The 19,859-nt window shown below is 70.8% G+C and carries 17 protein-coding genes and 2 tRNA genes; 4 read left to right on the top strand and 15 right to left on the bottom strand.

The features are described 5' to 3' along the window. Nucleotides 1-680 precede the first annotated feature (680 nt). From DSC45_RS32760 to leuS, 3 genes are all read right to left on the bottom strand, one after another. On the bottom strand, nucleotides 681-1,526 hold the full coding sequence (locus tag DSC45_RS32760; RefSeq protein ID WP_119295660.1) for a DegV family protein: 846 nt from the start codon (nucleotides 1,524-1,526) through the stop codon (nucleotides 681-683). A gap of 167 nt (nucleotides 1,527-1,693) precedes the next feature. Then, nucleotides 1,694-2,509, bottom strand: a complete 816-nt coding sequence (locus tag DSC45_RS32755) for a hypothetical protein (protein WP_119295659.1) — start codon at nucleotides 2,507-2,509, stop codon at nucleotides 1,694-1,696. 185 nt (nucleotides 2,510-2,694) lie between these two features. Continuing rightward, nucleotides 2,695-5,586, bottom strand: coding sequence for a leucine--tRNA ligase (leuS, locus tag DSC45_RS32750; RefSeq protein WP_119295658.1), 2,892 nt, complete (start codon nucleotides 5,584-5,586; stop codon nucleotides 2,695-2,697). A 547-nt stretch (nucleotides 5,587-6,133) separates the two neighbouring features. On the opposite strand from leuS, the gene DSC45_RS32745 reads away from it, so the two are divergent. Then, nucleotides 6,134-7,471: a hypothetical protein gene (locus DSC45_RS32745; protein ID WP_240434979.1), complete on the top strand. Its 1,338-nt coding sequence runs from the start codon at nucleotides 6,134-6,136 to the stop codon at nucleotides 7,469-7,471. Further along, nucleotides 7,468-9,054, top strand: coding sequence for an NADH-quinone oxidoreductase subunit NuoF family protein (locus DSC45_RS32740; RefSeq protein ID WP_119295656.1), 1,587 nt, complete (start codon nucleotides 7,468-7,470; stop codon nucleotides 9,052-9,054). Before DSC45_RS32745 ends, DSC45_RS32740 begins: the two co-directional genes overlap by 4 nt. A 179-nt stretch (nucleotides 9,055-9,233) precedes the next feature. Here DSC45_RS32740 and DSC45_RS32735 read toward each other — a convergent pair. From DSC45_RS32735 to DSC45_RS32720, 4 genes are all read right to left on the bottom strand, one after another. Next, nucleotides 9,234-9,306 (bottom strand) — tRNA-Ala (locus tag DSC45_RS32735). A gap of 145 nt (nucleotides 9,307-9,451) precedes the next feature. Further along, nucleotides 9,452-9,685: a hypothetical protein gene (locus DSC45_RS32730; RefSeq protein ID WP_119295655.1), complete on the bottom strand. Its 234-nt coding sequence runs from the start codon at nucleotides 9,683-9,685 to the stop codon at nucleotides 9,452-9,454. A 3-nt stretch (nucleotides 9,686-9,688) separates the two neighbouring features. Continuing rightward, nucleotides 9,689-9,922, bottom strand: a complete 234-nt coding sequence (locus tag DSC45_RS32725; RefSeq protein WP_119295654.1) for a hypothetical protein — start codon at nucleotides 9,920-9,922, stop codon at nucleotides 9,689-9,691. 90 nt (nucleotides 9,923-10,012) lie between these two features. Then, on the bottom strand, nucleotides 10,013-11,467 hold the full coding sequence (locus DSC45_RS32720) for an MFS transporter (protein WP_205571481.1): 1,455 nt from the start codon (nucleotides 11,465-11,467) through the stop codon (nucleotides 10,013-10,015). Between the two features lie 93 nt (nucleotides 11,468-11,560). On the opposite strand from DSC45_RS32720, the gene DSC45_RS32715 reads away from it, so the two are divergent. Continuing rightward, nucleotides 11,561-12,523 carry a helix-turn-helix transcriptional regulator gene (locus DSC45_RS32715; protein ID WP_119295652.1) on the top strand — a complete coding sequence of 321 codons (963 nt, stop codon included), beginning with the start codon at nucleotides 11,561-11,563 and terminating at the stop codon, nucleotides 12,521-12,523. Between the two features lie 26 nt (nucleotides 12,524-12,549). Here the strand turns inward: DSC45_RS32715 and DSC45_RS32710 are convergent. From DSC45_RS32710 to DSC45_RS35955, 6 genes are all read right to left on the bottom strand, one after another. After that, nucleotides 12,550-12,622 (bottom strand) — tRNA-Ala (locus DSC45_RS32710). Between the two features lie 128 nt (nucleotides 12,623-12,750). Continuing rightward, entirely contained in the window at nucleotides 12,751-13,419 is a 669-nt protein-coding gene (locus tag DSC45_RS32705; RefSeq protein ID WP_119295651.1) for a histidine phosphatase family protein, read from the bottom strand. Beyond that, complete coding sequence (gene rsfS / locus DSC45_RS32700; RefSeq protein WP_119295650.1) at nucleotides 13,416-13,859, bottom strand: ribosome silencing factor; 444 nt, start codon at nucleotides 13,857-13,859, stop codon at nucleotides 13,416-13,418. Before rsfS ends, DSC45_RS32705 begins: the two co-directional genes overlap by 4 nt. A gap of 116 nt (nucleotides 13,860-13,975) precedes the next feature. Beyond that, nucleotides 13,976-15,763, bottom strand: a complete 1,788-nt coding sequence (locus DSC45_RS32695; protein ID WP_119295649.1) for an LCP family protein — start codon at nucleotides 15,761-15,763, stop codon at nucleotides 13,976-13,978. 17 nt (nucleotides 15,764-15,780) lie between these two features. Then, nucleotides 15,781-16,416, bottom strand: coding sequence for a nicotinate-nucleotide adenylyltransferase (gene nadD / locus DSC45_RS32690; protein ID WP_119295648.1), 636 nt, complete (start codon nucleotides 16,414-16,416; stop codon nucleotides 15,781-15,783). Nucleotides 16,417-16,492: 76 nt separating this feature from the next. Further along, nucleotides 16,493-16,654: a hypothetical protein gene (locus DSC45_RS35955; protein ID WP_162929411.1), complete on the bottom strand. Its 162-nt coding sequence runs from the start codon at nucleotides 16,652-16,654 to the stop codon at nucleotides 16,493-16,495. A 223-nt stretch (nucleotides 16,655-16,877) separates the two neighbouring features. Here DSC45_RS35955 and DSC45_RS32685 point away from each other — a divergent pair, with 223 nt between their 5' ends. Next, a complete protein-coding gene (locus DSC45_RS32685) occupies nucleotides 16,878-17,987 on the top strand; it encodes a M48 family metallopeptidase (RefSeq protein ID WP_119295647.1) in 1,110 nt (369 codons plus the stop codon). A gap of 8 nt (nucleotides 17,988-17,995) precedes the next feature. Here the strand turns inward: DSC45_RS32685 and DSC45_RS32680 are convergent, their stop codons facing one another. After that, nucleotides 17,996-19,081: an SCO2583 family membrane protein gene (locus tag DSC45_RS32680; RefSeq protein ID WP_119295646.1), complete on the bottom strand. Its 1,086-nt coding sequence runs from the start codon at nucleotides 19,079-19,081 to the stop codon at nucleotides 17,996-17,998. A gap of 100 nt (nucleotides 19,082-19,181) precedes the next feature. Next, nucleotides 19,182-19,763: an SCO2584 family spore wall biosynthesis protein gene (locus DSC45_RS32675; RefSeq protein WP_119295645.1), complete on the bottom strand. Its 582-nt coding sequence runs from the start codon at nucleotides 19,761-19,763 to the stop codon at nucleotides 19,182-19,184. Nucleotides 19,764-19,859: the final 96 nt, after the last annotated feature.

The raw sequence follows: 19,859 nt of genomic DNA, 5'->3' as shown, positions 1-19,859 counted from the left end.
GCGCAGCACCACCCCGAACCGACACCGCGTACGCCCACGAGGGCCGCCGGCCCCTCCGGACATCGGTGGCCCCACCGTCGGGCCCCGGCTCCCCCGGCCGCATCCGCTCTCCTCGTCCGCCTCCCGCCGAGCCACTCCGCGTACCGTCACCGCGCACACTCTGAAGATCCACGTCCGCAGCCCACAGCGGCCGCACCCTGACCTGCGGCCGCCCCGGCTCCTCCGTCCGCCCCGTACGCGACCGGTCGCCCTGATCCGACCCGCTGACTCGACCCGCCCCATCGCCCGCGGGCCCGCGCGGCGCCTGGTCGAACAGAGCCTCCGCGCGCAGGCGTACGGTCTCCCGGTCCACAGACCGGCGGTGCCGTGTACGGTCCCGCAGCCAGTGATTCCGGTGCTCGGCCGGCCCGTCCGACCCCGCGCCGCCTCCCGCCTCACGGCCCGCCGCCAAGGACCGGCCCGAGGATCGCGCAAGAGGCCGTGCGGAGGACCGCGGAGCGGGCCGCTCGGATGAAGGGACAGAGGAACGAGTAGAAGATCGAATCGCCATGCGGGCGAAGCTAGACGCCTCGAGCACAGCTTGCTGATCTTGCTCAATTTCCGTGGATTACTCGGCAGTTGTGGATAACTCCGCCACCCTGTCGAGTGAATTCCGGCCGCGCGCAGCGTCGGCCGGACGATCAGCGCGGCGAGACCACCGCACCGAGCAACCCCGGCCCGGTGTGTGCGCCGATCACCGCACCCACCTCGCTGACGTGGAGCTCGGCGAGACCCGGCATCTTGTCCCGCAGGCGCTCGGCCAGAGCGTCGGCCCGCTCGGGCGCGGCAAGATGGTGCACGGCGATGTCGACGGACACGGCACCGGCCCGTTCGACGACCATCTCCTCGAGGCGGGCGATGGCGCGGGAAGCTGTGCGTACCTTCTCGAGCAGTTCGATCCGTCCGCCGTCGAGCTGCAGCAGCGGCTTCACGGCAAGCGCCGAACCCAGCAGCGCCTGGGCGGCGCCGATCCTGCCGCCGCGGCGCAGGTAGTCGAGAGTGTCGACATAGAAATAGGCGGAGGTCGACGCGGCTCGCTTCTCCGCGGCCGCGACCGCCTCGTCCACGCTCCCGCCCGCTTCGGCGGTCTCCGCCGCGGACAGGGCGCAGAACCCGAGTGCCATCGCGACCATCCCGGTGTCGACCACCCGCACCGGAATCGGCGCGGCCTTCGCCGCGAGGACCGCCGCGTCGTAGGTCCCGGAGAACTCCGAGGACAGATGGAGCGACACGATGGCCGTGGCGCCGTCGCGAGCCGCCGCCCGGTAGGTCTCGGCGAACGTCTCCGGTCCCGGGCGCGAAGTCGTCACCGGCTGCCGTTTCTGCAGGGCGAGTGCGAGGGAACGCGCCGAGATCTCGGTGCCTTCCTCCAGCGCCCGGTCCCCGAGTACGACGGTCAGCGGGACGGAGTGGATGCCGTGCTGCTCAGTCGCCCGTTGCGGCAGGTAGGCCGTTGAATCCGTGACGATCGCGACATGGCGGGACATGAGCTGGACATTACCCGCCGGGTCCGCATGGCGGCAGCCCGGCCCTGTTCTCCTCGGCACTCGGGCGCTGCTGCCCGACCAACCTGAATTCATCCGCCGTCACCGCGACCTTCACGCCTTCTGCCCGACCAGGGCCGGCGCGGCGCTGTCGCAGCGTGCAGGACGTATCAGGTCGTGCTCTCCGGCCGAGGGCTCTTCTGCCACGGGTACTGCACGGGCGGCCGGCTCGGCGCGATGGCCTTGGGCTCCTCGCCCTCGGCCGCCTGCTGGGCCGCCTGTTCGGCCGCAGTCGGCTGCGGCCAGCTCTGCTCCGCGGTGCCGGGCCCGTCGACCAGCGTGGGTTCCGGCCACGAGACGGGTGGAGGCGTAGGGCTGGACGTGGACCCGGGCGCGGCCGACGCCGCCCCCGGCTGCCCCTCCGCGGGCTCGGCCGCGGTCCAGTGCCGCAGGGCCCCGGACTCCATCCGGATCTCCTCGTCGAGGCGGGCCAGCTCGTCGTGGGCGAACCTGCTGGCACGGTCGTGCGCCGCCCAGCGCAACGAGTCGGCCGCCTCGGTGATCCGGTCGGTGCGCTCGGTGAGTTCGGGGATGTGCGCGGCGAGGCGGGTGCGGTCCGGGTCGCGCTGGACGCGCTGGAGTTCGGCCTCCAGCTCGTGACCGTGCCGGCTGAGCCGCTCGAAGAGGACGAGGGATTCCTGGAGAGAGGCGTCCTCGCCGACTCCGGCCTCGAGGGCGTCCTGCGTGGCTCGCATGGAGGTACGCAGCTTCAGCCGCAACTGCGCCGCCTCGCCCTGAGGGCCGGGCTGCGCCAGCGACTTCGCCCGCAGGCTGGTGTCCTCGAACGTCCGCCGAGCCTGGTGCACCGTGCGGTCCACGCTGCGCTTGGCCGCTCTGACGGCCTTGACCGTCACCACGACGCCCAGCGTGAAAAGCAGCACCATGATCAGCGCCACGACGGTCAGAATCACCTCGCCCGCGTCCATGGAGGGCCCCTCTTCCTGTATCCGGCCGGGTGTCCGGTTCGTGCGCATCGCCCCGGCCCGTGGCGCACGATGCCACGCTCCGGCGCTCCCGGGCCGGATGCTGCCCGGGCGTACTCCCACCGTAAACGCAAACGGGCAGGCAGAAGGTTCCGCAGAACCCCCAACCTGCCCGTAAGGGAAAACCCTCAGGTCGTCACGATGTTCACCAGCTTGGGTTCCCGGACGATGACCTTCCGGATCCCGGCGCCGTCCAGTGCGGCGACCACCTTCTCGTCACCGAGGGCGATCCGCTCCAGTTCCTCGCCGGAGATCGACGGCGACACCTCCAGGCGCGCCTTGACCTTGCCCTTGATCTGGACGACGCAGGTCACCGCCTCGTCCACCGCGTACTGCGGGTCGGCGACGGGGAAGTCCGCGTGCACGACGGACGTCGTGTGGCCGAGCTTGCGCCACAGCTCCTCGGCGATGTGCGGGGCGAGCGGCGCGACCATCAGGACCAGGCCCTCGGCGACCGGACGCGGTACGGCGCCGCCCGCCTTGGTCAGGTGGTTGTTCAGCTCGGTGATCTTGGCGATGGCGGTGTTGAACCGCAGACCGGCCAGGTCCTGGCGCACGCCGTCGATGGCCTTGTGCAGGGCACGCAGCGTGTCCTCGCCGGGTTCGGCGTCCGAGACGGTCACCTCGCCGGAGGCCTCGTCCACGACGTTGCGCCACAGGCGCTGCAGCAGCCGGTACTGACCCACCACCGCGCGCGTGTCCCACGGGCGCGAGACGTCCAGGGGGCCCATCGCCATCTCGTACAGGCGCAGCGTGTCGGCGCCGTACTCCGCGCAGATCTCGTCCGGAGTGACCGCGTTCTTCAGGGACTTGCCCATCTTGCCCAGCTCGCGCTTGACCTGCTCGCCGGCGAAGAAGTACTTGCCGTCCCGCTCCTCGACCTCGGCGGCCGGCACCGGGAATCCGCGGCTGTCGCGGTACACATAGGCCTGGATCATGCCCTGGTTGTACAGCTTGTGGAACGGCTCGGACGACGCGATGTGCCCCAGGTCGAACAGCACCTTGGACCAGAAGCGGGCGTACAGCAGGTGCAGGACGGCGTGCTCCTGACCGCCCACATACAGGTCGACGCCGCCGTGCGGCTGCCCCTCGCGCGGCCCCATCCAGTAGCGCTCGATGTCGGGGGCGACCAGTTGCTCGCTGTTGTGCGGGTCCAGATAGCGCAGTTCGTACCAGCACGAACCGGCCCAGTTCGGCATGGTGTTGGTCTCGCGGCGATATTGCTGGGGTCCGTCGCCCAGGTCCAGGGTGACGTCGACCCAGTCCGCGTTGCGCGACAGCGGCGTCTCGGGCTGAGTGTCGGCGTCGTCCGGTTCGAAGGTGCGAGGCGAGTAGTCGTCGACCTCGGGCAGCTCCAGGGGCAGCATCGAGTCGGGCAGCGCGTGAGCGACGCCGTCCTGGTCGTAGACGATCGGGAAGGGCTCGCCCCAGTAGCGCTGACGGCTGAACAGCCAGTCGCGCAGGCGGAAGTTGATGGTGCTCTCGCCCAGCCCCTTGCCGACCAGCCACTCGATGATGCGGCTCTTGGCCTCGTCGATCTCCAGGCCGTTCAGCGAGATCCCGTCGTTGGCGGAGTTGATCGCCGGGCCCTGACCGGTGAACGCCTCGCCCTCCCAGCCCTCGGGCGGCTGCACGGTGCGCACGATGGGCAGTTCGAAGGCCTCCGCGAACTCCCAGTCGCGCTCGTCCTGTCCGGGCACGGCCATGATCGCGCCGGTGCCGTAGCCCATCAGGACGTAGTCGGCGACGAAGACCGGGATACGGGCGCCGGTGACCGGGTTCAGCGCGTAGGCGCCGGTGAAGACGCCGGTCTTGTCCTTGTGCTCGGTCTGGCGCTCGACGTCGCTCTTGCTCTGCGCCTGCTTGCGGTACGCGGCGACGGCGTCGGCCGGATTCGCGGCGCCGCCGGTCCAGGCCTCCTTGACGCCCTCGGGCCAGGCGGCGGGCAGGATCGAGTCGACCAGGCCGTGCTCGGGCGCCAGGACCATGTAGGTGGCGCCGAACACGGTGTCCGGGCGTGTGGTGAAGACAGTGATCGGTTCGCTCGCTCCGCCGCCGTGGCCGTCCACGGCGAAGTGCACGCGCGCGCCCTCACTGCGGCCGATCCAGTTGCGCTGCTGCAGCTTGATCGCCTCGGGCCACGCCAGCGGCTCCAGGTCGTCGATCAGCCGGTCCGCGTAGGCCGTGATGCGCATGTTCCACTGGCGGAGCTTGGACTTGAAGACCGGGAAGTTGCCGCGCTCGGAGCGGCCGTCGGCGGTCACTTCCTCGTTCGCGAGGACGGTGCCCAGTCCGGGGCACCAGTTGACCGGGGCGTCGGACGCGTAGGCCAGCCGGTAGTCCGACAGGACCTCGGAGCGCTCCAGCGGGGTGAGCTCGCTCCACGCGCGCGTGGAGGACGTTTGACGCTCGCCGCTCTCGAACTGGGCGACCAGTTCGGCGATGGGGCGTGCCTTCTTCGCCTCTTCGTCGTACCAGGAGTTGAAGATCTGCAGGAAGATCCACTGCGTCCAGCGGTAGTACGACGGGTCGATCGTCGCGAACGAGCGGCGCTTGTCGTGGCCCAGGCCCAGTCGGCGCAGCTGCGACGTCATGTTGGTCATGGCTGCTTCGGTGGTGATCCGCGGGTGCTGGCCGGTCTGCACCGCGTGCTGCTCGGCCGGCAGGCCGAAGGCGTCGAAGCCGAGCGTGTGCAGGACGTTGTGTCCGGTCATGCGGTGATAGCGGGCGAACACGTCGGTGGCGATGTACCCGAGGGGGTGGCCGACGTGCAGTCCCGAACCCGAGGGGTACGGGAACATGTCCATGATGAACTTCTTGGGCAGTTCGGCGATCGCCTCGTCGCCTGCCAGGTCACCGCTGGGGTTGGGTGCTTCGTACGTGCCGTCGGCGTCCCAGAAGTCCTGCCAGCGCGCCTCGATGTCGGCAGCCATGGCCGCCGTGTAGCGGTGCGGCGCTGCCACCTCGGTGGGGGCATTGCCCGCGGGCGCGGCCGTGGGGGCGGAATTCGTCTCGCTCATGATCCTTAAGGCTCCATCGATGTCTCTGCCTGCGGATTCGGCCGCGACAGTTCAGCCGAAACGAAAAAACCCCTCGCACAGGAGGGGACGCCGCGCTGATTCCCGCCACGAGTCCTCAGTGGCGGGGACTGATCAGCGCGGCTCGCTAAGCAGAAGGCGTACGGCACGCATGGCGTCAGAGTACCGCAGCCGTCCCACGGGCCGCATCGAGCTTCCACGGGGTGGGCGCGGGGCCCGGTCGGCGGTCTCCACGCGCGCGTGAGAGATCCGGTCTCCGGCGCCGTAGTGAGTGGCACGCGCGCGTGGAGGTGCATTTACACGACGAGTTACTCGGCGTACCGGCCCCTATCGGGGCAAGGCCAAGACCGCATTGCCAGTTGATAACAACGCAATAACTCAAACCTCGTACTGGCCGGTATGGCTCGACCTAGGCTGCGGCTGCGGGACCGCTGCGCCGAAACCATTCGGAGATGCCCCCATGAACCCTCACTCGACCCCTCATCGCAAGATTCGTTCCGTCCCCGAACTGAGCCGTTCCGTCCGGGGATTGCTGAGCCTCGCTGCTCTGCTGCTCATACCGGTGACCGTGTTCGCCGGCAGCGACGGCTTCCGGGAAATGCTGGACTTCACGACGGGAGTCCTCTGCCTCGTCTCCCTGACCGCAAGCGTCGCCTGGGGCCTGGTCGCATCCGACCGGTTGTTCCTCAGGTCGCGTCAGCGGCTGCTCGCCCAGGCCGTGCACCGGGTGACCGCAGTCGCTTCCCTCGGCTTCCTGCTGCTTCACGGCGCCGTGAAGGTCGCCCTGGAGCATGTGTCCGCCGTGGGCGCCCTGCTCCCCTTCAGCCTCGGTGTGACCGGTACCAACGGCCTGATCGGCCTGGGTTCACTGGCCGGCCTGCTGATGGTGACCGCCGGAATCACGGGCGCGATGCGCAGTTCGTTCGCGGCGCCCGCCGGGATCGCCACCCGCTGGCGGTCGCTGCACATGCTGGCCTATCCGGCCTGGTGCGCGGGCCTGCTGCACGGTCTCTACGCGGGGCGTGCACCGCAGCCCTGGACCGTGGTCCTGTACGCCGTGAGCCTGGCGGGCGTGGCCGGGGCGATCGCGCTGCGGGCCGCCCCGCTGCCGGTCAAACGCAAGGTCGCCGACCGTGTCCTGGCAGTCATCGACCCGGAAGCACGCGCCGCCCGGATGCCCGGCGAGGAGCGGGCTCACCGCGCCGCGCCGCTGCCGGGCATGGACACCGAAGTACGCCCCACCACCCCGGACGGCTTTGCCGAGCGCGCCGCCCCCGAGGACTTCACTGCCCGACGCGCCTCCCGCGGCTTCACCGACGCCCAACTGCCGCCGCCACGCCCGCGGATGGCCCCGCCCGCCCCGCAGCTGTACGAGGCCCCGTACGCCCTGCCGGACCCCGCTCCAGAGCCGTACGCGCCCGGTGGCATGGCAGCCGCCTACCGTGCGATGTCCTCCACTGCGGAGCGAGTTCCTCGGTCGGACACCGCCTGGGCCGACCTCGACACCCCCGGAGCCCCGTACGGCTTCGAGCCCGGCCCACAGACCGCGCACCGCCCCCCGCCACCGCACCGCCCCTTGGCGCCGGACGCGACCGTCACCGAGATCCTGCCGCCGCTGCAGGCCCCGGAGCCCGCCCCGGCACCGGACCCGGCCACCCGCTGGCCCTCCCCGTCGCCACCCCCACCGACCGAGGTCTTCCCCGCACACCACGGGCCTGCCCCGCACGCCGGCACACCACCAGAGCCCGCCGGCGACCCCGCACGTGACGCGTACGACACCGGCCCGATCACCGCACCACCGACCGCCCCCTTCCAGCCGCCCGCCGCCGGCGAACCCTGGAACGCCCCCACCGGAGGCCTGCGTTGAACGCCCCCCTGCCCGACGTCCCCGAAGTACGGGTCGTCGGACTGCCCCAACTGACCTCCGGCTTCGACCTGGTCGAACGGCTCGACCTGTCGATGCACCTCAAGGTGCACGGCCCGCTCGAACCGGTGGTGGGCGAGCGCCTCGCCGCCCTCGCCGACGAGATCACCCTGCGCGGCCGCGGCGGCGCCGGTTTCCCGTTCGCCAGAAAGCTCAGGGCCGTGGCGCAGTCGGCCATCGAGCGCGGCGTACGCCCCGTGGTCGTCATCAACGGCAGCGAGGACGAACCCGCGTGCCGCAAGGACACCGTCCTGATCAACCGCTCACCGCACCTCATCCTGGACGGCGCTCTACTCGCCGCCGAGGCGCTCGGTGCCCGCAGTCTGGTGGTCGGTGTCACCCGTGACTCCACCGAGGCATCGATGACGGCAGCACTCGCCGAACGGGGCCTCACCAACCGGCGAGGAGCGGCTCTACGCGCGCGCGTGCAGCGCAATCCCCAGCGGATGGTGACCGGCGAGGCCTCGGCGCTGGTTCGGTCCGCGGACGGCGGCCCCGCCCTTCCGCCGGGACGCCGGGTCCGGGCGGCCGAATCCGGTGTCGGCGGGGCCCCGACCCTGCTGTCGAACGCGGAGACGTTCGCCCAGCTGGCCGTCGCCGCCCGGATCGGTCCGGCCCGCTACCGCAACACCGGCCTCTTCGACGAGCCGGGCACCGTTCTGCTCACCCTCTCCGGAGCCGTGGCCCGGCCGATGGTCGTGGAGGCGCCGACCGGCGTACCGCTGCGCTACGTACTGCAGCTCGCGGGAGCCCCTCCGCTGCCGCAGGGCGTGCTCACCGGCGGCTACCACGGCAGTTGGCTGGACGGCCTCTCGGCGCACGACGCGGTGGTCTCCCGTGCCTCGCTCGAAGGGCTCGGCGGCACGCTCGGTGCGGGCGCGATCCTGCCGATCGGCCCGGAGACCTGTCCGCTCGGTGAGGCACTACGGGTCGCCCAGTGGCTGGCCGACGAGAGCTCCGGTCAGTGCGGCCCGTGCCGCCTCGGACTGCCCGCGGCGGCCGGCGGACTCGCCGACCTCCTGAACGGCGGCGGACCTGCCGCACTCGCGGCACTGCGCGAGGTCACCCAGGCGGTGAAGGGACGCGGTGCCTGCAAGCATCCGGACGGTTCCGCACGCTTCCTCGCCTCGACCCTGTCGGCGTTCCCCGACGATCTGGCGGCGCATGTGCTCGGTGGGGGCTGCGGGCGCGCGACGAGTGCCGTACTGCCGCTGCCTGCCACCGGCGAGCAATCGCTCGGCAGCAGCAGCGGCGAGAAGCTGGCGGTGGACTGGACGCTGTGCCAGGGCCACGGGCTGTGCGCGGACATCGTTCCGGAACTGATCAGGCTCGGACCCGACGGGTTCCCAGCCGTGGCGGACGCTGCCGTTCCGCTGGCTCTGCGAGGGCATGCGCAGCGGGCGGTACGCCGGTGCCCCGCGCTCGCGCTGCGCCTGGAGCGCTCAGCGGCGCCGCCCGCACAGCCAACCCGCCCCGCGCTACCGGGCCTGCCCGGCCGCAAGGCCCTGGACAGCGGCCGGAGTTGAGCATCACCCGAGCCCCGGTCGAGCACGGACACCCAGGTCGAGCACACACACCGGTGCACGGCGCGGACACCGAAACTCGCCCGCCCAAAGGCTCCGAAACGCGCCCTACAGGTTCGGATCACGCACACAAAAACCGATCGGCGACCGTCCCGAAGGACGATCGCCGATCGGCGTCACTGTGGAGCTAAGGAGAATCGAACTCCTGACCTCCTGCATGCCATGCAGGCGCTCTACCAACTGAGCTATAGCCCCTCGCTGTCTGCCTTGCGACCCCCGGCCGCGGCGACGTCGACAACATTACACGGTCCCCCCGGCCGATCACCAAATCGTTTGTCCGGCCCCGATCGGCACGGCCCGACCGGGCGGAATCGGACGTCACGGAGGCAAAGAGCGCCGGTCAGGCGGTGGCGAACGAATAGAAGCGCTTGAGGGTGCAGTGCTCGTCCAGGAGGCGGCCGTAGATGGGCTCCCCCTCGAGCTCCCGGTAGGTCTCGATGGGGTCGCCTTTTATGATCAGCGCGCGCGCACATTCTTCGCACCAGTACTGGAACTCGGCGTTCAGCGGCTCCATGTCACGGACGATCGGCGTACCACTGCCGCACCAGTCGCATTTCCTCCTGTGCGCTCCCATCCATCAGCTCCAGGAGTGGCCGCAGGCCGTGCACACGAAGGAGGTTCCGCCGTTGTCGCCGAGTACTTGGGCGACATGGCCGGAACCGCAGGACGGACAGTTGAGGTCGGCGGAGTCGACGGGGTCCTCGCACGCGGGACAGGTGAACCGGAGGGCGTATTCCGGGAGCCAGTCGTAGCCCTGGGCCTCTGCGACTTCGAGCAGGTCGTTGACCTCCTCGAGGATGCTCGCAGGCATCGCCTCTCCCTCCCGTCGACCCGGCTTCCTCGCGTGGTGAGGCGGCCCCCTTCCAGCCCCGCCCGATTCTGCCACGGCCGCACTCATGGGTCAGCGACGTGCGCGTACCAGTGCGGACAAAGCGCCGACGAGGGCGGCCGCGGCCAGTGCGATCGCGCACACCAGGAGCCCGTCGGCGGAAGCCTGCGCCCGGTCCGCCCCACCCGCCGCCGCGGCCTCCACCCGGTTGAGGAACAGGGCCCCGAAAACGGCCACCCCGATCAGCTGCCCCAGCTGCGTCACGGTCGCCAGGATCCCGCTGGCGTCCGCGACATCGGCCGAGCCGACCCGTGCGAGCGCACCCGTGAGCGCCGGACTGAATCCGAGCGAGAGCCCCGCACCGACGCCCGTGAACGCCACGTACAGCAGCGGCCCGCCGTCACCGCCGCCCCGCAGCAGCATTCCGAACGCGAGGGTGCATACGGCGACCAGCGTGCATCCGGCGGGAACCAGCATCCCCTGGAGCGATGCCGGCAGCTTCCGCCAGGTGAGCCCCACCGCACCGAAGACGATCGCGGCCGGCGCGAACGTCAGCCCCGCGCGCAGCGCGCTGTGTCCGAGCCCACCCTGGAAATGCAGGGCAAGTACGAACAGGAAACCGGAGTTGACCGCCATCACCAGCAGGATGCGCGCGACCGCCAGGCGCATGCCGGGCAGTCGCAGCACCCGCGGAGCGATGATCGGGGCACCCCCGCGCGCCGCGAGCCGTGACTCGAGGACCACAAAGACCCCGAGCAGCAGAGCACTTGAGCCGATCGACAGCCAGGACCACAGCGGCCAGTCCTGCTCCTGGCCGAGGACCAGCGGCACGGTGAACAGGGACACCGCCGCGGCCAGCAGGATCAGACCGGGCAGATCGAGCCCGCGCCGTCGGTCGGGCCCGACGGCGTCGTCCGGCGGCAGCAGTCGCGCACCGAGGATCAGCAGGACCACTCCGATCGGGACGTTCACCAGGAAGACCGGCCGCCAGCCCGCGCCGAACAGATCGGCACTGACCAGCACTCCGCCCAGCACCTGCCCGGCCGCCGCCCCGGTGGCGAGCACCGCGGAGTACGCCCCGAGGGCCCGCACCCGCGCCTCCCCCTGGTACGTCCGCTGGATCAGGCTCAGCACCTGCGGGATCAGTACGGCCGCGCCCGCACCCTGCAGCAGGCGGAAGCCGATCAGTTGACCGGTGTCCGTGCTGAGCCCGCAGGCGAGCGAGGCGCCGGTGAAGACGAGCAGTCCGACGAGGTACATGCGCCGGTGCCCGAAGCGTTCACCGAGCCGCGCTCCGGCGATGAGGAGGACGGCGTACGCGATGGTGTATCCGGCGACCACGAGCTGCAGGCCGCCGCCCGAGGCGGACAGGTCGCGCTGGATGGTGGGAGCGGCGACGTTCACGATGAACGCGTCGAGCAGGGCCATGAATTGGGCGGCGAGTACGAGCGCGAGCACCCGGACGGGCCGGGATCCGCGGGCATTGTCAGTGCCGCGAGTTCTACTGGTGACGACGGTGGTGGTCATGCGCCGAGCCTGACCTCGCCGCGGTGCCAGTACCGAGAGCCCGCCGATACGGGTAGTGACAGCACCTGGCAAGGCATCGGCGGCAGCAGGACGATGGGGGACGTGACGACGATGGGCACCACACAGCGCCGCAGGACGGAGCTCGCGGCCTTCCTGCGTGGCCGCCGGGCCCGGGTGACCCCGGCGGACGTCGGCATGCCGCCGGGCCTGCGACGGCGCACTCCGGGGTTGCGGCGCGAGGAGGTCGCCCAGCTCTCCGGTGTCGGCGTGACCTGGTACACCTGGCTGGAGCAGGGCCGCCCGATCAACGCCTCGCCGCAGGTGCTCGACGCGGTCGCCCGCACCCTGCGCCTCGACCGCTCAGGACGCGAGCATCTGTACCACCTGGCCGAGGTGCCGTTCACCCCCGAGATGCCCGGCACCGCACTCGCGCAGGAGGTCGGCCCCGAGATCCAAGGCATCCTGGACGCTCTCGACCCGCGCCCGGCGGTGGTCTACAACGCCCGTTACGACATCCTCGCCACCAACTCCGCCTACCGCGCCCTGTTCTTCGTCCCGCTGATGGCCGACACCGCGATGGCCAATGTCCTGTGGGCGCTGTTCACGATCCCGGACGACGCCTGCCCGCTGGTCTTCCGGGACGCCGAACTGCCGGTGATGGTCGCCCAGTTGCGTGGCAACTACGGCACTCATGTCGGCGAGCCCGCCTGGGAGTGCTTCATCTCGGGCCTGTCCAAGGCCAGTGACCACTTCGCCGAACTGTGGGCGGGTGGCGATGTGGTGCCACCGGGGCCCCGCGTGAAGCACTTCCGGCACGGCCTGGTCGGCGAGCTGCGCATGACGTCGGTCTCGCTCGCGATCAACGGCATGCCGGAATGCCGGATCGTGGCCTACACCCCGGAGGACGAGGAGAGCCGCCGGCGCCTGGACGTCCTACGGGCGCGCAGGCCCCGCGAGATGCCCGGGCCCGTTATCGGAGACCGACACCAAGTCGGAGACCAACACGGAACCGGAGACCGACACGGAGCCGGAGACAGCAAAAATCCCGCCCCCTGACGGGGACGGGACGAACGTACTGTGTGTGGAGCTAAGGAGAATCGAACTCCTGACCTCCTGCATGCCATGCAGGCGCTCTACCAACTGAGCTATAGCCCCTTGCGTTCCCCCCGCTCGGCGGGCGAACAAGAAGAACTTTAGCCCGGGACAAGCCGGAAAGTGAAATCCGGGTTCGGTCCCAGGCCCGACCGGACGGAAGGCCTTGCCAGACCGCCGCCCGGCGCCGTTCAGTCGTCGTCGCCGAGCACCGGCTCGGGCAACGTACCCGCGTTGTGCTCGAGGAGCCGCCAGCCGCGGGCGCCTTCGCCGAGGACCGACCAGCAGCAGTTGGAAAGGCCGCCGAGCCCCTCCCAGTTGCGCGACTCCAGGCCGAGCAGCCGCCCGATGGTGGTGCGGATGGTGCCTCCGTGACTGGTGACCACGAGGGTGCCTCCGTCGGGCAGCTTGTCGGCATGCCGCAGGACGACCGGGGCGGCGCGGTCGGCGACCTCGGTCTCCAGTTCGCCACCGCCCCTGCGGACGGCCTCGCCGCGCTTCCACGCCGCGTACTGCTCGCCGTACGACGCCATGATCTCGTCGTGCGTCAGTCCCTGCCAGGCCCCGGCGTAGGTCTCGCGCAGGCCTTCGTCGTGGGTGACATCGAGCCCGGTCAGGGTGGCGAGCTCAGTGGCGGTCGCGGCCGCCCTCGCCAAGTCGGAGGCGACGATCGCATCCGGCTTCAGGGAGGCGAGCAGCCGGGCCGCCCGGCGAGCCTGGGCGAGACCCTCGTCGGTCAACGGGATGTCCGTGGTGCCCTGGAAGCGGCGCTCCAGGTTCCAGGCAGTCTGGCCGTGCCGCCACAGGATGACGCGGCGGCCACGGCCGGACGAGGCGTTCGAGAAGGAGCCAGACGTCACCAGGCGTCACCCGCCGACAGGTCGGCGTCCCGGTCCGTCTGCTCGGCGTGCTCCGCCCCCTTGCCACGGGTCGCCTTGGCTTCCTCGGGCAGGTCGAGCTCGGGGCAGTCCTTCCAGAGCCGCTCGAGCGCGTAGAAGACGCGCTCCTCGCTGTGCTGGACGTGCACCACGATGTCGACGTAGTCGAGCAGTACCCAGCGGGCCTCGCGGTCGCCCTCGCGGCGGACGGGCTTGGCGCCGAGTTCCTTGGACAGTCGCTCCTCGATCCCGTCGACGATCGACTTGACCTGCCGGTCGTTCGGCGCGGAGGCGAGGAGGAAGGCGTCCGTGATCGACAGCACGTCGCTGACGTCGTAGGCGATGATGTCGTGCGCGAGCTTGTCGGCGGCTGCCTGCGCGGCGGCTTCGATGAGCTCGATGGAGCGGTCTGTCGCGGTCACTGCAAGGCTTTCCGTCGATATCGGGTGGACCTCCAGGGTCTCACGGACCGCAGGGGCCCCCGAGCCGATATCGGGCCCGCCCCCTCGGCTCCCGGGAGGACGGGCCGCGCGACCGCTCAGGAACCGCTGTAGTCGGAGCCGAGGACCACGGTGATGTCCGCGTTGGCCGCGGTCTTGCCCTTGCGTACGGCACCGGAGGGCAGGCCCAGGGTCTTGGCGACCTCGGACGCCTCCTTCTGCTGCGCGGTGTCGCCGTAGGTGACCCGGGAGGCGGAGCCCCCGGACGAGCTGCCGGCGACGATCGACCAGCCGCCGTTGACCAGGTCGACCCTGGCCCGCTGCACGGCCTTCTTGCCGCCGGACAGGCTGACCCGGACCGCCTCGCCCTGCTCGGGCGACTTGACCTTGCCGCCGAGCAGGTCCTTGACGACGCTCTGCGAGGTCGCCCGGGTCAGGGTTCCGTCGCGCTGCACGGGCAGCACCGTGGACTGGTAGTCGCCGCCCTTGGCGCGGCCGGCGAGTTTGGCGAGGAAGGCGCCGAGGCCCTTCTCGTCGAGCGGCGGGTCGAGGATCAGGGTGAGCGTCTCCACGGTCGTGGTCGCGGCCTGCGGATCGGTCGACATCTTGCGCAGTACGCCCTGCATGACCTGACCGAACCGCTTGAGCTGCGCCGACTCCGGCTCGCCCTTCGCCCGGTGGGTGGCGTACGCGACGGCCATCGCTCCGCTGAGGGTCTGCTGCTCGCCCTTCTCGACCAGCGGAGCCTGGCCCTTCTTCTTCGCGGACGGGTCCGGGACGTCGGCGTCGGTGTCGATGTCGATGTTGCCGACCAGTTCGACGAGGTTCTCGAGGTAGGGGGTGTCCAGGCGCCAGGTGCCCTCGACCCTGGTGCCGAGCAGCGAGTTGATGGAGTCCCGGGTGCCGCCCGTGCCGTCGTCATCGACGGACTTGCCGAGCGTGGTCGCCGCGCCGTCGTCGTCGGTCACCGACAGCGAGTTGGGCAGCAGGACGGTGCTGCCGCGGCCGGTGGTGGAGTTGTCGACGAGCAGCGCCGTGGAGGTGCCGCCCTTCTTGGTGTTGTGCAGATGGACGACGATCACGTCGCGCTTCTGCGGTCCGGAGGCGGCGGCCTTGTCACCGTCCGGCTCGGAGACGCCGGGCAGTTTGCCCGCGTACCAGAGGTAGCCGACGCCGCCGGTGAGGGCGAGGGCCAGGACGACGACGAGGGCGACGAGGCGATTGCGGCCGCGGCGCTTGGCCTCCTCGCGGCGTTCGGTGCGGCTCTCGGTGAACTTGAGCCAGTCGATGACGTCCTCGGACTCCTCGTCCGGCTCCTCGATGAACGAGAACTGCTCGGTGCGGTAGTCACGTTCGGCGCCGCCGTCGGGGCCTTGCTGCGGACCGCGCTGCGGCGGGAGTCCCGGCTGCTGCCCCGGCGCCTCGGGATGGTGCTGCTGCGGGACCCAGGCGGTCCGGTCGTCGACCCTGGGCTGCTGTCCGGTGCCGCCGGCCTGGCCGTAGGGGTCGTAGCCGGACTGCTGCGGGTGCTGACCGGTGTACTGGGGGCTGTGTCCGGTGTACTGCGGGTTCTGCCCGGTGTGCTGCTGGTCGTAGCCCTGCGCGCCGTATCCCTGACCGCCGTATCCCTGGTCCGGTACGGGCGCCTGCGGGCCGGTGTTCGCCGCGGCACCGTACGGGTCGTAGCCGTAGCCCTGATCCGAGGCGTACGGGTCGAACTGCTGGGTGTGCCCGCTCTGTCCTGGCTGCTGGGGCGCCCCGGGCGGCTGCTGCGGGACCTGCTGGTACACCGGCCGGCCGTACTCGTCGTAGCCGACGATGTCGTAGACGGGCTCCGCGTACGGGTCCTGCCCGCCCGCGTACGGGTCGTACTGTCGGTCGTTCACCGGGTGCCCCTCTCGGCTCACTCGCCGCGGTACAGCTCGCGCTTGTCGATATAACGCACCACGCCGTCCGGCACCAGGTACCAGACGGGGTCACCGGACCCGACCCTCGCACGGCAGTCCGTCGAGGAGATGGCCAACGCCGGGACCTCCACCAGGGAGACCCCACCTTCCGGAAGGCCGGGGTCCGCCAGCGTGTGCCCGGGGCGCGTCACGCCGATGAAATGGGCGAGAGAGAACAGTTCCTCGGCATCCCGCCAGGTGAGGATCTGGCCGAGGGCGTCCGCCCCGGTGATGAAGAACAGATCCGCGTCGGGGTGCATGCCGCGCAGATCGCGCAGGGTGTGGATCGTGTAGGTCTTGCCGCCGCGGTCGATGTCGATACGGCTGACCGAGAACTGCGGGTTCTCGGCGGTGGCGATGACCGTCATCAGATAGCGGTCCTCGGCCGGCGAGACCTTCCTGTGGCTCTTCTGCCAGGGCTGCCCGGTCGGGACGAACATGACCTCGTCCAACTGGAACCGCGCGGCGACCTCACTGGCGGCCACCAGGTGTCCGTGGTGGATCGGGTCGAACGTGCCACCCATGACGCCGAGACGACGTTTGGTGGCGCCGGGCTCCGTCTTCGGGCCGGTAGGCGTGTCCTGCTCTCCCATGCGTGCAGACCCTACCGGCCCGTTCGGGTGACGACGGTCGCGCCCGTCCCCGAGGACTGCTCAGTGGCCGCCGGTGTCAGCGGTCGCGGTTGAACCGCGTGGTGATCCACAGAAGCAGCATGAGCGCGAAAAACGCCATGCCGCCGACGAAGTAGGGATTGAGGCTCTGGTGGTTGCCGCTGTGCTCGCCTTCGGCGGCGAGGGTGACCAGCTGGGTCGCGGTGCTGTGCAGACTCATCGTGGAGTGGACCTATCCGGGTGGGAGCGGGTTCTGCCACATCGTAATCGGGACGCTCCGCAGCGCTCACGGGGACTCGGCCCCGGCCGGCACCCGCCCCGTCCCGCGCTCCGCCGTGGGCCCGGAAAGCACCGGCTCGTCCCTCTCGTAGCGCGGGCCGAGCCCGTAGGCTGGATTCCCGTACGGGGGGCGAGACCACTCGCAGATCTTTGGGGGCCGTGAAATGACCGAAAGCCACGACCAGCTGCCGGAGCGGAACCGCCGGCGCTTTCCGGGGATCTCGACCCGGGCCTACGAGCATCCGGCGGACCGCTCGGCCTTGGTGGCCCTGCGCAAGCTGAGCGGTTTCGACACCGTATTCAAGGCACTGAGCGGTCTGCTGCCCGAGCGGAGCCTGCGGCTGCTGTTCCTGTCGGACTCGGTGCGGGTCGGCGACACCCAGTTCAGCCACCTCAACACCATGCTGCGGGACGCCTGTTACATCCTGGACCTGGAGAAGGTCCCGCCGATGTACGTCTCCCAGGACCCGAAGCCGAACGCGATGTGCATCGGTCTGGACGAGCCGATCATCGTGGTCACCACGGGCCTGGTGGAGCTGCTCGACGAGGAGGAGATGCGGGCGGTCGTCGGGCACGAGGTGGGCCACGCACTGTCGGGCCACTCGGTGTACCGGACGATTCTGCTGTTCCTGACGAATCTGGCCCTCAAGGTCGCCTGGATCCCGCTGGGGAACGTCGCGATCATGGCGATCATCACCGCCCTGCGCGAGTGGTTCCGCAAGTCGGAGCTGTCGGCCGACCGCGCCGGCCTCCTGGTGGGCCAGGACCTTCAGGCCTCGATGCGCGGTCTGATGAAGATCGCGGGCGGCAATCACCTGCACGAGATGAACGTCGACGCGTTCCTGGCCCAGGCCGAGGAGTACGAGGCGGGCGGCGACCTGCGCGACTCCGTCCTGAAGATCATGAACGTCCTGCCGCGCACGCACCCCTTCACCACCGTGCGGGCCGCCGAGCTGAAGCGCTGGGCCGAGTCCCGCGACTTCCAGCGGATCATGGACGGCCACTACCCGCAGCGCGACGAGGACAAGGAAGCCTCGGTCACCGACTCGTTCCGCCAGTCCGCGGGCGCGTACGCACAGGACGTGCGCGGCAGCAAGGACCCGCTGATGAAGCTGGTCTCGGATCTGGCGGGCGGCGCCGGCGATCTGGGCGGCAAGCTGCGCGACCGCTTCACCGGCAGCCAGGGCGGCAGTTCGGGCAGCGCCGGCACGGGCACCGGCAAGGACGCAGGCACGTCGACGGAGAACGGCGAGGGCCCGGACGACAAGGCCTGAGCCCGGGCCTACGACGAACGGGGCGGCTTGGGCTGCGCCGAGGGGTCGAGCGCCCCGCACAGAGCCGTGGCGCTGTCCGGCGCGTACGGGTCGGTGCCGGCGGGCCCGCCCACCTCGGCCTTCTGGCCGGCGAGCAGCGGCCTGAGCCGCCCCACCGAGTCCGTGGCACAGGCCAGCGGTCCGGCCTGCAGATACGAGACGAGCAGCTCGGTGCGGTGCATCCGCAGGTCGGTCTGGTCGAAGCGGAAGTGCAGCTCCCGACGGACCGTGAAGAGGGAGGTGCGGCCGTCCTCGACGCCGGGCTCGCGCAGCGCGTAGACGAAGGTGTGCTCCGAACTGACCTCGAGCGTCCGGTCGTTCGCCTCGCCGACGTGCATCGAACCGCGGACCCGGATCCCGCTGTCGGCGAGCGCGGACTGCCCGGGGTCGAAGCGCACCAGCCAGCCGGTGGCAGCGTGCCGTCCGTCCGCCACCGGCCGGGCGAAGCTGTCGTCGAACTGGTCGAGCTGGTCCGGGTCGATCAGTATCCGCACCGGTCGCACCGTGTGGCCGGTCAGCACGTCGGGATCGAGCGACGACTCGACGAGGTAGTCCTTGGCCGTGGTCAGGGCGGTCAGGACCTGGCTCTCGGAGAAGTGCGAGGTGGCTCTGACCGCGGGCAGCGAGATACCCGCCGCGCCCTGCTTGAACTGGGCGGCCGGGCTGTTCGCGAAGAGCTTCTCGGGGTCCTTCGCGCCCGGCACGGCGCCGCCGGGCACGAGCGGGATGACGGTCGTCCGCAGCGGCTCCGCGGGGCGCCCCGCGGACGGCTGCTCGTAGGGGTGGCGGACGCCCATGTAGATGGCGGTGCCGAAGGCGATCGCGATGAGGACCATGAGGATCAGGGCCTGCCGCGAGAAGTTCTTGACCACGGCCGGCACCGGCGGGCTGCTGCGCACGGCCGGCGTGTGCTCGTCGACGCGCTCGTGGGCGGAGAATTCCTGGATCTTGGCAGCACGGACGAAGGATTCGTCGAAGACGACGGAGCGGTACTCCTCCTCGCCACCCGGGACTGAATCGGGTGCGCCCTCAGGTGGCTCTCCAGACCCGGCCATACTTTCAGAGTAGGTCGTCACGGCCATGCGTAAACGCCTCGGTGGGCGACAAGTTGTGCCGGATTCCCACTGCGTACGAGCGGGTGGCCGATCGGTGGCGTCAGGGCAGTCCGGGCTCGACCGGGATCGGTTGCTGCGAGTAGTCGGCCGATACGGAGGGTCCCAGGTCGACGCCTGTGGTGGCGGGCGGCGGCGTGGGGTCCTGGCGGCCTGAGCTGCTGCCCCGGTAGACGGCGGCGAAGGCGAGGGCGACCATGCCGATGCCCATCGCGAGGGCGAGGAGCCAGGCCACGGGGCGGTGCCAGCGGGAACTGCCGCGGCGGGCGTGGTTCTCCTCGGGGTACTCCGGCTCGTCCACCTCGTCGCGGCCGGGAGCGGACCGGCCGAAGGCTCCGGTGCCGAAGACGTAGCGCGTGCCGTATCCGGCCCGGTCTCCGTAGGCCGCCGGACCGTCGTACGCCTCCGGGTCGTCGTCCCCCGGAGAGCCGTGACGGCGGGCCCTGCGGGCCTCGGCAGCGGCGAGCAGTCGCTCCACCGCGGTGGGTTCGTGGAAGGCGGCCGAGCGGACGAAGGCCTCGTCGAAGACCACGGAGGCGAACGCGTCGTCCGCACCTCCGCGGTCGTGGTCGTCGTCGGGCTCCCGGCCGTCCGGAAACGGCGTGCCCCCCACGTCCTCCGGCACGGCTCCAGCCTAGACCGGATGGGGCAATTTGGGCAGACCGTATGGGAATTCACCCCGGAACGGTTCCGCGCCGCCGGTTCGTGGAGACGGTGGCAG

It is taken from the genome of Streptomyces sp. YIM 130001, from assembly GCF_003574445.1.
GTDB lineage: Bacteria > Actinomycetota > Actinomycetes > Streptomycetales > Streptomycetaceae > Streptomyces.
Note: the sequence above shows the minus strand (reverse complement) of the source record. Positions and strands in the feature narration are given on the sequence as shown.

Bases quoted from the DNA above. Each gene is read 5' to 3' on its own strand.
- DSC45_RS32680 (WP_119295646.1), bottom strand. From the start codon at position 19,081: ATGGCCGGGTCTGGAGAGCCACCTGAGGGCGCACCCGATTCAGTCCCG.
- nadD (WP_119295648.1), bottom strand. From the start codon at position 16,416: ATGGGAGAGCAGGACACGCCTACCGGCCCGAAGACGGAGCCCGGCGCC.
- leuS (WP_119295658.1), bottom strand. From the start codon at position 5,586: ATGAGCGAGACGAATTCCGCCCCCACGGCCGCGCCCGCGGGCAATGCC.
- DSC45_RS32685 (WP_119295647.1), top strand. From the start codon at position 16,878: ATGACCGAAAGCCACGACCAGCTGCCGGAGCGGAACCGCCGGCGCTTT.
- DSC45_RS32720 (WP_205571481.1), bottom strand. From the start codon at position 11,467: ATGACCACCACCGTCGTCACCAGTAGAACTCGCGGCACTGACAATGCC.
- DSC45_RS32755 (WP_119295659.1), bottom strand. From the start codon at position 2,509: ATGGACGCGGGCGAGGTGATTCTGACCGTCGTGGCGCTGATCATGGTG.
- DSC45_RS32760 (WP_119295660.1), bottom strand. From the start codon at position 1,526: ATGTCCCGCCATGTCGCGATCGTCACGGATTCAACGGCCTACCTGCCG.
- DSC45_RS32715 (WP_119295652.1), top strand. From the start codon at position 11,561: ATGGGGGACGTGACGACGATGGGCACCACACAGCGCCGCAGGACGGAG.
- DSC45_RS35955 (WP_162929411.1), bottom strand. From the start codon at position 16,654: ATGAGTCTGCACAGCACCGCGACCCAGCTGGTCACCCTCGCCGCCGAA.
- DSC45_RS32725 (WP_119295654.1), bottom strand. From the start codon at position 9,922: ATGCCTGCGAGCATCCTCGAGGAGGTCAACGACCTGCTCGAAGTCGCA.
- DSC45_RS32730 (WP_119295655.1), bottom strand. From the start codon at position 9,685: ATGGGAGCGCACAGGAGGAAATGCGACTGGTGCGGCAGTGGTACGCCG.